This window comes from Salegentibacter sp. Hel_I_6 (genome assembly GCF_000745315.1).
Classification (GTDB): domain Bacteria; phylum Bacteroidota; class Bacteroidia; order Flavobacteriales; family Flavobacteriaceae; genus Salegentibacter.
Window position 1 is genome coordinate 3,683,956 of the sequence record NZ_JQNQ01000001.1, and the last position, 14,884, is coordinate 3,698,839.

Genomic DNA, 14,884 nt, shown 5'->3' on the forward strand with positions numbered 1-14,884 from the left:
AATGAGCAAGTATTATTTAAATTATTTGGACGAATTAGAATCGGAAGCGATCTATATTTTACGTGAAGTATGGGCGCAATTCGAGAATCCTGTGATTCTTTTTTCAGGAGGGAAAGATTCTATTCTGGTAACCCATTTAGCGAAGAAAGCGTTTTATCCCAGTAAAATACCGTTTGCGCTAATGCACGTAGATACTGGTCATAATTTCCCGGAAACTATTCATTTCAGAAATGATTTAGTTGAGCAACTTGGTGTAAAATTAATTGTAGGTTCAGTGCAGGAATCTATAGATAATGGCCGTGTGGCCGAGGAGAAAGGGAAGAATGCTACCAGAAATGCTTTACAAATTACCACGCTTCTTGATGCGATTGAAACAAATAAAATAGATTGTGCTATTGGCGGCGGAAGAAGGGATGAAGAAAAGGCCCGGGCCAAAGAACGCTTCTTTAGCCATCGTGATGATTTTGGGCAATGGGATCCTAAAAATCAACGACCGGAGTTGTGGAACATTTTAAACGGAAAACATTTTGAGGGAGAGCATTTTAGAGCATTTCCAATAAGTAACTGGACCGAAATGGATGTTTGGAATTATATTAAAAGAGAAAATTTAAGTATTCCTTCTCTTTATTTTGCTCACGAGAGAGAGGTTGTTTTTCGTAGTAATTCCTGGATACCGGTTTCAGAATACCTAAAACTAGAAGAAGGAGAAGAAGTTCAGAATAAAAAAATAAGATTCAGAACCTTAGGGGATATTACCATCACCGGTGGTATAGAATCTGAAGCAGATTCTTTAGCGAAAATAGTCAAAGAAGTTGCGGCAATGCGTAAAACCGAAAGGGGAGATCGCTCTGATGATAAGCGAAGTGAAACTGCGATGGAAGATCGTAAGAAGCAAGGCTACTTCTAGAGAACGTCATCCTGAACCTGTTTCAGGATCTAACACGAAAACAAGTTTGATGTGGCTTCCACAAACAAAATTCAATATGGAAATAACTAACAACCAACTACTAAGATTTACCACCGCCGGGAGTGTAGATGATGGGAAAAGTACTTTAATAGGAAGACTTTTATATGATTCGAAATCTATTTTTGAAGATCAATTAGATTCGGTGAGTAAAACCAGTGAAAAGAAGGGACACAACGGCGTAGATTTGGCTCTTTTTACCGATGGTTTAAAGGACGAACGAGAGCAGGGCATTACTATTGATGTGGCATATCGCTATTTTACCACGCCTAAGCGTAAATTTATAATTGCCGATACACCAGGCCATATTCAGTACACTAGGAATATGGTTACCGGAGCTTCTACGGCCAATGCCGCGGTTATTTTAATCGATGCCCGTCACGGAGTTATTGAGCAAACAAAAAGGCATTCGTTTATAGCTTCTTTACTAAACATTCCTCATCTAATTGTTTGTATTAACAAAATGGACCTGGTAGATTTTTCAGAAGAAGTGTATAACAATATTGTAACCCAGTTTGAAGAATTCTCTTCTAAACTTTTGATGAAAGATGTTCGGTTTATTCCTATAAGCGCTCTTCTTGGAGACAATGTGGTAAATCGTTCAAAAAATACAGATTGGTACCAGGATGGGACTTTATTAAGTACGTTGGAAACCTTACATATTAGTAGCGACATTAATAAGATAGATGCCCGTTTTGCTGTGCAAACCGTTTTACGACCTCAGAGCAAGGAATTTAGAGATTACCGCGGTTATGCCGGGAGAATTGCCAGTGGAATTTATCGGGTAGGGGATGAGGTGGCTGTTTTACCCTCCGGTTTTCAGTCTAAGATCAAGTCGATCAATACCGGGGAGCAGGAAGTCCAGGAAGCTTATGCGCCAATGAGCATTTCAATAACGCTTGAAGATGATATTGATGTAAGCAGGGGAAATATGATTGTGCGGAAAAACAATCAGCCTGAAATGGAACAGGAGTTTGACGTAATGTTATGCTGGTTGGCGAATGAAGCTGCTAAACCCAGAGCCAAATATACAGTTGTGCATACTTCCCATGAGGAGCGCGCCATAATTAAGGAAGTGGTTTATAAAATGGACATCAATACTTTTGAAAGAGACAGCGAAGATTCTAGTTTAAGTATGAATGATATCGCCAGGGTGAAAATAAGAACCACACGACGGATGATGTTAGACGCTTATAGGGATAACCGTAATACCGGTAGTATTATCCTTATAGACGAAAATACAAATGAAACCGTGGCAGCAGGGATGGTGGTGTAATTAAGCCATAAGCAGTAGGTTTAAGCTTTAAGCTAAAAGCCTACTGCTTAAAGCTTAAACCTATCCCTACGGTATACAGGTTCAATCTACAACCTATTGACAATCGCCTATATCAAAACCGTCTTTCAAATAATTTTTAACGTTTTTTCAAGCTTTTAAGCTTTCTTTAGCAATAGGCTCATAAAGAAATTCTATCTTTGCCGCCGATAAAAAGTTGAATTAAAATTCTCAAATGACTGAATTTCAGCAGAAATTAGAAAATAAAAAAATACTTGTTACCGGAGGTGCCGGGTTTATTGGTTCCAATTTATGTGAAACCTTAATTAATTTAAAAGCGAAAGTTGTATGTCTGGATAATTTTGCTACCGGTCATAAACATAACCTAGCTGCGATTATTAATCATGAGAATTTTCACTTAATAGAGGGAGATATTCGAGACCTGGATACCTGTCATAAAGCTTGTGAGAATGTAGATTATGTTTTACACGAGGCAGCTTTAGGTTCTGTGCCAAGATCTTTAGCTGATCCTATTACCAGTAACGAAGTTAATATTTCCGGATTTTTAAATATGCTTGTTGCAGCGCGTGACGCTGGAGTAAAACGATTTGTTTATGCGGCAAGTTCATCTACTTATGGAGATTCTGAAAAACTTCCAAAAGTTGAAGATGAAATCGGAAAGCCTCTTTCTCCCTATGCAATTACGAAATATGTAAATGAATTATATGCAGATATTTTTCAGGATGCCTATAAATTAGATACTATTGGATTAAGATATTTTAATGTTTTTGGAAGAAAGCAGGATCCAAATGGAGCTTATGCTGCAGTTATTCCGAAATTCGTTATGCAGTTTATGAAGCACGAAAATCCTTTGATTAATGGGGATGGTACTTATTCTCGCGATTTCACCTATATCGATAATGTTATTCAAATGAATCTGCGGGCAATAACTTCTGAAAATGAAAAAGCCGTAAATGAAGTTTATAATACAGCTGTTGGGGATAGAACCAATTTAGTAGAGCTTACTCAATTACTGAAAAAACATCTCTCTGATTTTGACCCTGAGATTGCCAATGTAGAAGTGAAACACGGGCCAAATAGAGCAGGGGATATACCACATTCTTTAGCCTCTGTTGATAAAGCAAAGAATTTACTAGGATATAAACCAAGTCATAGAATTGATAATGGTTTAAAAGAGGCTGTGGCCTGGTATTGGGAAAATCTTCAATAATTAGATATTTTGGAGATTATGAAAGATTTTGAAGTTTTAGATTGGGATTCTGATTTTTTTGGGGTCAAAGTAGCAAAAATAGATCCTAAATTAAAAATTGAGAATTATAACAAGCTAATCCAAAACCTGGATAAAGAAAATATAGAATTGGCTTATTTTAATTCTGATTTTGTTTTACCATCATCCGATTTATATGAAGTAATAAAGTTAGATAATAAAATAGCCTTATCTAAGAAATTGGGTACAAGAAAAGACTTTCATCCCGGAATTAGATTCTATACAAATTCTACCCCAACACCAGAAATGTTTCAGTTATCTAAAAGGATAGCAAGAAGGAGTAAATTTTACGATGATGCTAATATTTCGAAGAAGAAAGTTTACGAACTTTATGAACTTTGGCTAGATAAATCGGTTAAAGGAATACTCGCAGATGCGGTTATTGTTTATGAAGAAAATGGTGTGATTTTAGGCCTGGTAAGTATTAAGATTAACGAAAAAAATGAAGGTATCATACCGCTTTTAGGAGTAGATGCAAAGCACGAAGGTAAAAGTATATCTTTTTATTTAATGGCTGCGGTGGAGACCTACCTACTTGAAAATAATTGTGAAGTTTTAATAAGCAGTACCCAGGCGCAAAATTTAAAGGCCTTAAAGGTTTATGAAAGATTCGGAGTGCATTGCGAAAAGGGTCTTTATATTAATCACTTGTGGAGAAAACCTATAGCGAATTAGATGGAAATACCTTTTAACCTGCCATATCTTACCGGTAAAGAAACGACCTATATGGCCGAAGCTTTGGCTTCCGGTAAGCATGCCGGTAACTATAGTTTCAATAGTCGGGTAAAAGATTTAATGGAACGTAAATATAACCTGAAAGGTGTTTTTCTTACTCCTTCCTGTACTGCAGCTTTGGAAATGGGAGCTTTACTTGCTAATATTCAGCCGGGTGACGAGGTTATTATGCCTTCTTTTACCTTTAGTTCTACTGCTAATGCTGTGGTAATATTTGGTGCGAAGCCGATCTTCTGTGAAGTTAGAGCTTCAGATATGAATATTGATCCAGGTAAGATAGAGGGGTTAATTACTCCTAAAACCAAAATGATTATTCCTATAGATTATGCGGGAGTGCCTTGTGATATAGATGAAATAATGCAGATAGCTGAAAAATATAATCTTACTGTGATGCAGGATTGTGCTCAATCCTATGGTTCTTTATACAAGAAGGAGATAAGCGGAAAAAAAGCGCATTTAGCCTGCTATAGCTTTCACGACACAAAAAATTATAGCTGCGGGGAAGGTGGTGCAATTGCAGTAAATAAGGCTGAATACCGGGAAAGAGCTAGTTTTATAATGGAAAAAGGTACCGATCGCAACAGAGTTGTGAAGGGTTTGCAAAATAAGTATTCCTGGATAGAAAAAGGGTCAAGTTACCTACTTTCCGATATTTTAGCCGGAATGTTACTGGCTCAGTTAGAAGGTGAAGATGAAATTAAGGCAAAGAGAAAATCAATTTATAATTATTATTTTCATCATTTAAAGGACTTCGTAGACAGGGGTTGTGTAAAAATTCAGGAAACTGACACTTTCAAAATCTCTAACTACCATTGTTTTTGGTTGATTTTCAATTCAAACAAGCAAAGGGAGTTTTTTATACAAGAAATGGAAAATAAGGGTATCGCGGCTTATACAAGTTATATCCCATTGCATTCTTCTAAAATGGGTTTGAAATTCGGCTATAATAAAGAAGATCTACCCGTAACAGAAGATTTGGCGTCCCGTTTGGTTCGTCTGCCTCTATACCCAGATTTAACTTTGAAAGAAGTGGAATTCGTAATTCAATCAATTAAAGAAATTTTTAAGAAAAAATTTAAGCTCAGTAATCTATAAACTATTTAATAAAATTAGTTTGCATTTTAAATTATAAAGATGAATAATAAAAAGATAGCCGTAATTGGTTTAGGGTATGTAGGTTTGCCTTTAGCAAGATTATTTGCTACTAAATATCCGGTAATAGGTTTTGATATAAACCAGGCGAGAATTAAAGAACTGATGTCTGGTCATGATTCAACCTTAGAGGTAGAAGATGATATATTACAGTCGGCTTTGGTTCAAAAGGAGGAATTGCAAAATGTTAATGGTTTATTTTGTTCAGCTGATCTTGAGGATATTGAGGATTGTAATTATTATATTATTACTGTTCCTACCCCGGTAGACAAAAATAATAGACCTGATCTTACACCATTATATAAAAGCAGCGAAACCGTAGCAAAAGTTCTTAAAAAGGGAGATGTCGTTGTTTATGAATCCACGGTTTATCCTGGCGTGACAGAAGATGAGTGCGTTCCTGTTTTGGAGAAACATAGCGGACTTAAATTCAATGAAGATTTCTTTGTGGGGTATTCACCTGAAAGGATTAATCCGGGAGATAAAGAGCATACGGTAGATAAGATTCTAAAAGTTACGGCTGGTTCTACACCTGAAATCGGGAAGAAGGTAGATGAGCTTTATGCTGAAGTAATTACCGCAGGTACTCACCTGGCGCCGACTATTAAGGTAGCTGAGGCTGCAAAAGTTATTGAAAATTCACAAAGAGACATAAATATTGCATTCGTAAATGAACTTGCTAAAATATTCAACATGATGGGTATTGATACGCAGGATGTTTTAGAGGCTGCGGGTACCAAGTGGAATTTCCTTCCCTTCAAACCCGGTCTCGTAGGTGGGCATTGTATTGGGGTAGATCCTTATTACCTGGCGCAAAAAGCACAGGAAATAGGGTATCATCCTGAAATCATCCTTGCCGGACGAAGAATGAATGATTCTATGGGACAGTATGTAGCTTCTGAAGTTGTTAAACTGATGTTGCAAAATGACCAAAAAGTAAAAGGTGCTAATATTCTGGTTTTAGGAATTACCTTTAAAGAGAATTGCCCGGATGTTAGGAATACGAAAGTAGTAGACGTAATTAGAAATCTGACAGAATTCGGAACTAATGTTACTATTTACGATCCGCTGGCCAACCCAGCAGAAGTAAATCACGAATACGGACTAACAACTGTAAAAGAACTTCCAAAAGAAAAATATGATGCTGTGGTGTTAGCAGTGGCTCATAAAGAATTCCTGGAAATGGATCTTGATCAGTTAAAAAACGGAAATACCGTTGTTTATGACGTGAAAGGTGTTCTTGGAGATAGATGTGATAAGAAACTTTAAATTAAAGTATAATCAATTTAAAACCTGAAACTAGCTCAGGGTGAATAATTATTTGTTAAATCCATACGGATTGACATCGAAGTTAAATTAATATGAAAATAAAAAATATTTGCTGTATAGGTGCAGGTTATGTAGGAGGACCAACAATGGCGGTAATTGCCCAAAAATGTCCTGAAATAAACGTAACCGTGGTGGATATAAATGAGGAAAGGATAAAAGCCTGGAATGATCAAGATGTAGAAAATATTCCAATTTATGAACCTGGTTTGTCGAATGTGGTAAAAGAAGCTCGTAATAGAAATTTATTTTTTTCTACGGACGTTGATGCAGCAATCGATAAGGCCGATATGATCTTTATTTCGGTTAATACACCAACCAAAACTTACGGAATTGGAAAAGGGATGGCCGCCGATCTAAAGTACATTGAACTTTGTGCTCGCCAGATAGCGAGGGTTTCAAAAACCGATAAAATTGTTGTTGAAAAATCTACCTTACCGGTTCGTACCGCCGAGGCTTTAAAGAATATTCTTGATAATACAGGGAACGGTGTAAATTATCAAATTCTTTCCAATCCTGAATTTTTAGCGGAGGGAACTGCGATTGATGACCTTATGACTCCTGATCGCGTTTTGATTGGAGGAGATATCGATACTCCTGAAGGGAAAGAAGCGGTTCAGGCTTTAGTTGACGTATATGCACATTGGGTGCCAAGAGAGCGACTACTAACCACCAATGTATGGTCTTCAGAACTCTCTAAGCTTACAGCAAACGCCTTTCTGGCACAGCGCGTTTCGAGCATTAATGCAATGAGTGAGCTTTGTGAAAAATCTGGTGCCGATGTTAAGGAAGTTTCTAAGGCCATAGGCATGGATTCCAGAATTGGTCCTAAATTTTTACAAGCTTCAGTTGGTTTTGGTGGGTCTTGTTTTCAAAAGGATATCCTGAACCTGGTTTATATCTCTAAATCTTTTGGTCTGCACGAAGTAGCCGATTATTGGGAGCAGGTAATTATAATGAACGACCATCAGAAAAAACGTTTTGCTTACAAAATTGTGCAAACTCTTTTTAATACTGTTTCGGGAAAGAAAATTGCGTTACTGGGTTGGGCCTTTAAAAAAGACACCAACGATACCCGGGAATCGGCAGCTATTTATGTTGCAGACTATTTATTGAACGAACAGGCCGAGATCGTAGTGTATGATCCAAAAGTAAAAAAAGAACAAATTTTTGCAGATTTAGACTATTTGAATACTCGTTTTTCTGAAGAAAATCGCTCTCGGGTTACGGTAGTAAATACGCCTTATGAAGCCACTGAAGATGCTCATGCTGTGGCAGTCTTAACCGAATGGGATGAGTTTAAAGACCTGGATTGGGAAAGGATTTATAATGAAATGCTTAAACCTGCATTTCTTTTTGACGGTCGTAGGTTATTGGAAAGAGCCACTAAAGAAAAAATGGGATTTGAGTTTTATGCAATTGGGAGTTAAAATTAGCTTTTAAAAAATAAATAGTATGTTAGAAAATAAATCGATTTTAATAACTGGAGGCACAGGTTCTTTAGGACAAGCCTTAACCTCTCATATCCTCAAGAAATACCCTGGAGTAAGAAGACTTGTAATATTCTCGCGAGATGAGCAGAAACAGTTCCAAATGGCTCAGGAGTTTCCTGCCAATAATTTTCCTCAATTGCGTTTTTTTATAGGAGACGTAAGGGATGAAGCCAGGGTAAAAAGAGCTTTAAAAGGAATAGACTATGTAATTCACGCGGCAGCGATGAAACATGTCCCTATTGCGGAGTATAACCCTATGGAGTGCGTGAAAACCAATATTATGGGGGCTGAGAATATTATAAATGCCTGTCTGGAAACCGATGTCTCACGAGTAGTAGCTCTTTCAACAGATAAAGCTGCTGCTCCTATTAATTTATACGGAGCAACTAAATTAGCTTCAGATAAATTATTTGTAGCTGCTAATAATATTACCGGTTGGAATCCAATTAAATTTTCAGTGGTACGTTATGGTAATGTTATGGGTTCAAATGGTTCTGTAATTCCATTTTTTCTCAAAAAGAAAAAAGAAGGAGTATTGCCTATTACAGATCCAACTATGACTCGATTTAATATTTCCCTTCAGGGAGGTGTAGATATGGTGATGCATGCTTTGGAAAACGCCTGGGGAGGGGAAATTTTTGTACCTAAAATTCCTTCTTATAAAATTACCGATATAGCCGAAGCCATAGGGCCAGATTGTGAGAAGCCTGTAGTAGGCATTCGCCCCGGGGAGAAAATTCACGAAGAAATGATCACCGATTCTGATTCTTATTACACTTATGATTTAGGAAAATACTACACTATTTTGCCGGCTACCCATAAGTGGAAGTTAGAAGATTTTGTTGAAAAATTTAATGCTAAGAAAGTAGCGCCTGGTTTTCAATATAATTCAGGAGAAAATGAAGAATGGGAAACAGTTGAAAATCTTAGAACTTTAATTAAAGAACACGTTGATCCAACCTTTGAAGTATAATTTATGAACAATCCTATTCCATACGGAAGGCAAAATATCACAGAAGAAGATATTGAAGTGGTGGTGTCCACTTTAAAATCAGATTACCTTACACAGGGGCCTAAAATTGCTGAGTTTGAAGAAGCTTTCGCAAATTATGTTGATTCTAAATTCGCTGTTGCGGTTTCAAATGGCACTGCAGCACTCCATTTATGTGCTCTTGCATTAAATGTGAAACAAGGAGATAAGGTAATAACTACACCAATTACCTTTGCTGCGTCAGCCAATTGTGTACGTTATTGTGGAGGGGAAGTTGTATTTGCAGATATAGACCCGGAAACTTACCTTCTCGATATAAATAATGTGCGCAAACTTTTGGAAGCTGAACCTAAAGGGGCTTATAAGGGGATTATTCCTGTTGACTTTGCCGGAAGAGCGGTAGACCTGGAAGCTTTTAGAAACCTTGCCGATGAATACGGGCTTTGGATTATTGAAGATTCCTGCCATGCACCGGGAGGATTTTTTAATGATGCTAAAGACGATAAACAACTTTGTGGTAACGGAAAATTCGCCGATTTAGCTATTTTTTCCTTTCATCCGGTAAAACATATCGCCAGTGGAGAAGGTGGGATGATCACCACCAATAACAAAGACCTTTACGAGAAACTTCTGCAACTAAGAACTCATGGCATCGTAAAAGATGATAGTAAATACCAAAATTCAGTTGCATTTGCTTCAGGTGTAAACGAATCCCTAATCCCTAATCCCCAATTAACCGATTACCCAACCTGGTATATGGAAATGCAGGAATTAGGTTATAATTATAGGATAACAGATTTCCAGGCAGCGTTAGGTGAAAGCCAATTAAAAAGAGCCAATGACGGCTTAAAACGTCGTCGGGAAATAGCAGAAACGTATTTTGAAGCTTTTAAGGGAAAAGATTACATAAAAGGCCAATCTGGAGTGATTGGTGGTCACGCTTATCATTTATATATTCTCGAAGTAGAAGACCGTTTAGGATTATACAATTATTTACGAGATCAAAACATTTTTGCACAAATTCATTATATCCCCTGTCATTTAATGCCTTATTATCGAGAGTTGGGTTGGAAAGAAGGAGATTTGCCCAATGCGGAAGATTATTACAGACATTGTATAAGTTTGCCAATGTTTCCAACATTAACTAATGAAGAACAGGATTTTGTGATTGATAAAGTAAATTCATTTTATGAAGGGTAGTGAAAAACTAGGATTGGGAACTGTTCAATTCGGACTTCCTTATGGTATTTCAAATAAGAACGGGCAAACTTCAACAACTGAAGTTGCTAAAATTCTTGCGACTGCGAAATCTTATGAAATTGAGGTATTGGATTCGGCAAGTGCTTATGGCAATAGTGAAGAAGTCTTGGGAAAAGAAGATTTATCTTCATTTAAAGTAATTTCGAAGTTTATGCCAGAATCAAATAGAAAGCCTATTTTTAAACAACTGAAAAAGAGTTTAGAAAGTTTAGGCTTAAATTTTCTATATGGCTATCTTGCCCATAGACCAATGTCACTATTAGAACAACCTGGTCAATGGGAACAATTAATTAAGTTTCAGAAAGAAAGAAAAATAAAAAAAATAGGATTTTCGCTCAATGAACCAGAGGAATTACATAAACTATTAGATAAAGGTTATATACCAGAAATAGTTCAAGTTCCCTTTAATTATTTTGATAATAGATTTGAAGATTCACTTATTTTACTAAAAAAAATGAATTGTGAAATTCATACACGATCAACATTCTTACAAGGCCTATTCTTTATAGAACCAGATAAGCTTAGTTCTTATTTTAATGAGATTAAAAGTAATCTTAGGGAATTACAATCATCGCATGAAAATCTTTCTGCTTCATTGCTTAATTTCGTTTTAAATAAAGACTTTATAGATAAAGTAATTGTCGGTGTTGAAAACACTAATCAATTACGTGAAAACATTGAAGGTCTAAATAATGCAAAGGATTTACCTCCAAATACTGATAAAGTTTCAAATAACATTCTTAACCCTTCGCTTTGGAAAAAATAAAATTTAATGATTTATAATTTCGATCTTAGTAAAAATACAATATTGGTTACTGGTGGTTATGGATACCTTGGTAAAGCGGTTACTGAAAATCTTTTGTTTCATAAAGCTAGAGTAATTGTTTTGGGTAGAAATAAAGAAAAATTTAAAGAAACTTTTAAAGATAATGAGTTCCTCGGCAATACACTTTCATTTCATTACTGTGACGTTTCAGAAACGCAGAGTATAAAAAATGCTTTTCTAGAGATTTCAAAGAATTACTCTATATCAGTATTAATTAATAACGCCTTTTATTCTTCGGGGCAATCTCCAGAGAATATGAAAGATGATGATTGGGAAAATGGTATAGACGGGACATTGAATTCAGTATTTAGGGCTATTAGAGAGATTATTCCTTATTTTAAAAGTAATGGCGGGAAAATTATTAATGTATCTTCTATGTATGGATTAGTAGCACCAGAATTTTCGGTTTATCAGAACTCCCCCAGTTCATTAAATCCACCACATTATGGTGCGGCTAAGGCCGGAGTGATTCAATTAACTAAATATTATGCTTCCTATTTAGGACAATATAATATAAATGTAAATGCTGTAACACCGGGTCCTTTTCCTTCAGAGTCAGTGCAAAAAGACAAAGATTTTATTAAAGCGTTGGCTAATAAAACATGTTTAGGAAGAATAGGAAAGCCAGATGATTTAGGTGGAGTTTTTACCTTCTTGTCATCAGATGCTTCTAATTTTATAACTGGACAAAACTTTATTGTAGATGGCGGTTGGACTTCAAAATAAAAAAATTGTTTTCATAATTCAGGCTCGTATGGGATCTACTCGTTTACCTGGGAAGATTTTGATGCCCTTACCGCTTGGATCGGATAAGTGCTTATTAAATTGGATTACCGATAGTTTAAAAACTTCAGGTTTTAACCACAGTATTTTTATTGCGACTTCATTGAGTTCCAAGAATGATCTTCTGAAAAAATTTTGCAGTAAGAATGATATTGAGTGTTATAGAGGAAGCGAAGAGAATGTTCTTAGTAGATTTATAGATATAGCTAATACTAATGAATTTGATCTTGTGGTGCGCTTTACGGGAGATAACCCATTTATTGATGTGAATTTACTTGATAAAAGCATTGCATATCATCTTGAAGAACAAGCAGACTATACGACAACTGGTGGTTTACCTTTGGGTATGAATTTTGAAATAATTGATGCGAAAGCTTTTGTGGGATTAGATAAAAAGCATCTTTCTACTTCAGAAAAGGAACATGTTACAATGCATTTTAGAGAATCTGGAGATTATAAAACGAACACTTTTTATCCTATTAAAGAAGATTTGAGTAGCTTAAGACTTACTGTGGACTATCCTTCAGACTACCTTTTAGTATCAGCTATTTTTTCAATCGCTGAAAAAAGAAATGTCAATCCAGACATTCATCTAATTAAATATTGTTTGAAAGAATATGCATGGATTTTTGAAACTAATCAAGATAACATCCAAAAAAATGCTTCTAAAACCATTGAGCAAGAAATAGCAAAAGCAAAACCTATACTTAATAAATATGGTTTTAAGAAATTAATAGCAGTTATTGAGAAAAATGAATAAGTACAAAGCTCTAAAAAATCAAATTTTTGAGTGCGGTGAATTTTCTATAGTTCCAATCCGGGCACAAGATCGTTATGACATAATGAAATGGCGTAATGAGCAGCAATATCACTTACGTCAAAATGAAGTTTTAACAAAGGAAAAACAGGATTTCTATTTTAATACTATTATTGCAAAACTATTCGAGGAAGACAAACCAGAACAGCTTTTATTTTCATACTTAAAAGATGGTAAATGTATTGGTTATGGAGGTCTTGTACATATTAATTGGATAGATAGGCATGCAGAGGTGTCTTATATTATGGAAACCTCCCTGGAAGAAGAATTTTTTGGCTTCAATTGGACTAAATTCTTAAATTTAATTGAGCAGGTAGCGACGGAATTAGGTTTACATAAAATTTTCACTTATGCTTTTGACTTAAGGCCTCATTTATATTCAGCTTTGGAAAGTAATAATTACCGCAGGGAAGCACTTTTAAAAGAACATTGTTTTTTTGAAGGACAATATATAGATGTACTAATCCATTCTAAAATTTTTGAAAGGACTAGCTTGAGAAGAATCAACAAAAAAGATATAGATATAACCTTTCAATGGGTAAATGATTCTAATATTAGAAGCTTTTCGTTTAATAGAGATAAAGTGGAAAGGAAAAACCATAACCAGTGGTTTTATTCAAAACTGAATAGTACAGACTGCGAGTATTATATTTTAGACTTCAAGGGAGAACCAGCAGGTTCTATACGTTTTGATATTGATGCAATGAACGAGGCCAAAATAAATTATTTAATCGACCCAAAATTCACCGGTAGAGGATTAGGAACAGAGATTTTAAAGAAAGGTATTACTCTATTAAAAGACAATAAGCCAAATATAAAAAAAGTTTTTGGTTATGTATTAGAATCAAATAGAGCTTCTGTTCGAATTTTTGAAAAATTAAATTTCGATTTTATTGAAGAAAATGGAGTAGAATTGAAATACGAAAAAGAAATTAAATGAAAATAGAAGATTATAAAATTGGAACAGATTCATCAGTATTTATAATTGCTGAACTGTCTGCCAATCATAATGGAAGTTTAGAAACAGCATTAGAAACAGTTAAAGCCGCCAAAAGAGCGGGTGCAGATTGTATTAAACTGCAAACCTATACTGCAGATACTATTACCATTGATAGCGATAAGGACGATTTTAAAATAAAAGGAACTATCTGGGAGGGGAAGAATTTATATAAATTATATCAAGAGGCCTATACACCCTGGGAATGGCACAAAGAGATAATGGAAGTCGCCAAAAATGAAGGCTTATTATGTTTTTCATCACCTTTTGATAAAACAGCCGTAGATTTTCTGGAAGATTTGGAGGTACCGGCCTATAAAATTGCTTCTTTTGAAATTACAGATATTCCTTTAATAGAATATGTAGCATCAAAGGGGAAACCGGTTATTATTTCTACAGGAATTGCCGAAAAGGAAGATATAGAATTGGCTTTAGATGCCTGCCATCGTATGGGAAATAAGGATATTGTAATTTTAAAATGCACATCTTCCTATCCTGCTCCAATAGAAGAAGCTAATATGATTATGATAAGAGATATAGCCGAACGATATGGTGTGTTTTCAGGTTTGTCAGATCATACCTTGGGTACTACTGTGCCTGTTGTAGCCACCGCTTTTGGAGCAAAAATTATTGAAAAACATTTTATACTCAATAAAAGTGTAGGTGGTCCCGACGCCTCCTTTTCTTTGGATGAAAAAGAATTTTCTGAAATGGTTAAAGCTGTAAGAGAGGCAGAAAAAGCTATTGGAAAAGTTGATTATACTTTAACTGAAAAACAAATAAAAGGAAAAGATTTTAGCCGTTCTTTATATGTTGTAGATGACATTAAAGCCGGAGAAGTAATTACTGAAGAAAATGTGAAAAGTATACGTCCGGGATTTGGTATGCATCCCAAATATTTAAAGAATTTTTTAGGGAAAAAGGCAGATAGAAACTGGGAAAAAGGTGATCGGTTTTTAGATTAATTTGATAACTTAAT

General features: G+C 35.5%; 14 protein-coding genes. All 14 read left to right on the plus strand.

Annotation, left to right across the window (positions count from 1 at the left end; all coding sequences use genetic code 11):
* Window position 1 precedes the first annotated feature (1 nt).
* The 14 genes from cysD (at window position 2) to pseI (ending at window position 14,870) form a co-directional block, all read left to right on the plus strand.
* On the plus strand, window positions 2-907 hold the full coding sequence (gene cysD / locus FG27_RS16255) for a sulfate adenylyltransferase subunit CysD (RefSeq protein ID WP_037320970.1): 906 nt from the start codon (window positions 2-4) through the stop codon (window positions 905-907).
* Between the two features lie 76 nt (window positions 908-983).
* Window positions 984-2,240 (plus strand): sulfate adenylyltransferase subunit 1, encoded by a 1,257-nt coding sequence (locus FG27_RS16260; protein WP_037322395.1) that lies wholly within the window; start codon window positions 984-986, stop codon window positions 2,238-2,240.
* Between the two features lie 232 nt (window positions 2,241-2,472).
* Window positions 2,473-3,468 carry an SDR family oxidoreductase gene (locus FG27_RS16265; protein WP_037320973.1) on the plus strand — a complete coding sequence of 332 codons (996 nt, stop codon included), beginning with the start codon at window positions 2,473-2,475 and terminating at the stop codon, window positions 3,466-3,468.
* An 18-nt stretch (window positions 3,469-3,486) separates the two neighbouring features.
* On the plus strand, window positions 3,487-4,200 hold the full coding sequence (locus tag FG27_RS18780) for a GNAT family N-acetyltransferase (protein ID WP_051935900.1): 714 nt from the start codon (window positions 3,487-3,489) through the stop codon (window positions 4,198-4,200).
* Window positions 4,201-5,355, plus strand: a complete 1,155-nt coding sequence (rffA, locus tag FG27_RS16275) for a dTDP-4-amino-4,6-dideoxygalactose transaminase (RefSeq protein WP_037320976.1) — start codon at window positions 4,201-4,203, stop codon at window positions 5,353-5,355.
* Between the two features lie 39 nt (window positions 5,356-5,394).
* Window positions 5,395-6,681 carry a nucleotide sugar dehydrogenase gene (locus FG27_RS16280; RefSeq protein ID WP_037320979.1) on the plus strand — a complete coding sequence of 429 codons (1,287 nt, stop codon included), beginning with the start codon at window positions 5,395-5,397 and terminating at the stop codon, window positions 6,679-6,681.
* A gap of 92 nt (window positions 6,682-6,773) precedes the next feature.
* Window positions 6,774-8,168 (plus strand): UDP-glucose 6-dehydrogenase, encoded by a 1,395-nt coding sequence (locus FG27_RS16285; protein ID WP_037320982.1) that lies wholly within the window; start codon window positions 6,774-6,776, stop codon window positions 8,166-8,168.
* Between the two features lie 25 nt (window positions 8,169-8,193).
* The gene (pseB, locus tag FG27_RS16290) at window positions 8,194-9,204 is read left to right on the plus strand and encodes a UDP-N-acetylglucosamine 4,6-dehydratase (inverting) (RefSeq protein ID WP_037320984.1); all 1,011 of its coding nucleotides are present in this window, start codon (window positions 8,194-8,196) and stop codon (window positions 9,202-9,204) included.
* A 3-nt stretch (window positions 9,205-9,207) separates the two neighbouring features.
* A complete protein-coding gene (pseC, locus tag FG27_RS16295; protein WP_037320987.1) occupies window positions 9,208-10,422 on the plus strand; it encodes a UDP-4-amino-4,6-dideoxy-N-acetyl-beta-L-altrosamine transaminase in 1,215 nt (404 codons plus the stop codon).
* Window positions 10,412-11,248 (plus strand): aldo/keto reductase, encoded by an 837-nt coding sequence (locus tag FG27_RS16300; protein WP_037320991.1) that lies wholly within the window; start codon window positions 10,412-10,414, stop codon window positions 11,246-11,248. The genes pseC and FG27_RS16300 overlap by 11 nt, the downstream gene beginning before the upstream one ends.
* A gap of 6 nt (window positions 11,249-11,254) precedes the next feature.
* Complete coding sequence (locus FG27_RS16305) at window positions 11,255-12,034, plus strand: SDR family oxidoreductase (protein WP_037320993.1); 780 nt, start codon at window positions 11,255-11,257, stop codon at window positions 12,032-12,034.
* Window positions 12,012-12,851 carry a cytidylyltransferase domain-containing protein gene (locus tag FG27_RS16310; RefSeq protein WP_051935901.1) on the plus strand — a complete coding sequence of 280 codons (840 nt, stop codon included), beginning with the start codon at window positions 12,012-12,014 and terminating at the stop codon, window positions 12,849-12,851. Before FG27_RS16305 ends, FG27_RS16310 begins: the two co-directional genes overlap by 23 nt.
* On the plus strand, window positions 12,844-13,848 hold the full coding sequence (locus FG27_RS19025; RefSeq protein WP_081912637.1) for a GNAT family N-acetyltransferase: 1,005 nt from the start codon (window positions 12,844-12,846) through the stop codon (window positions 13,846-13,848). Before FG27_RS16310 ends, FG27_RS19025 begins: the two co-directional genes overlap by 8 nt.
* Window positions 13,845-14,870 (plus strand): pseudaminic acid synthase, encoded by a 1,026-nt coding sequence (gene pseI / locus FG27_RS16320; RefSeq protein WP_051935902.1) that lies wholly within the window; start codon window positions 13,845-13,847, stop codon window positions 14,868-14,870. Before FG27_RS19025 ends, pseI begins: the two co-directional genes overlap by 4 nt.
* Window positions 14,871-14,884: the final 14 nt, after the last annotated feature.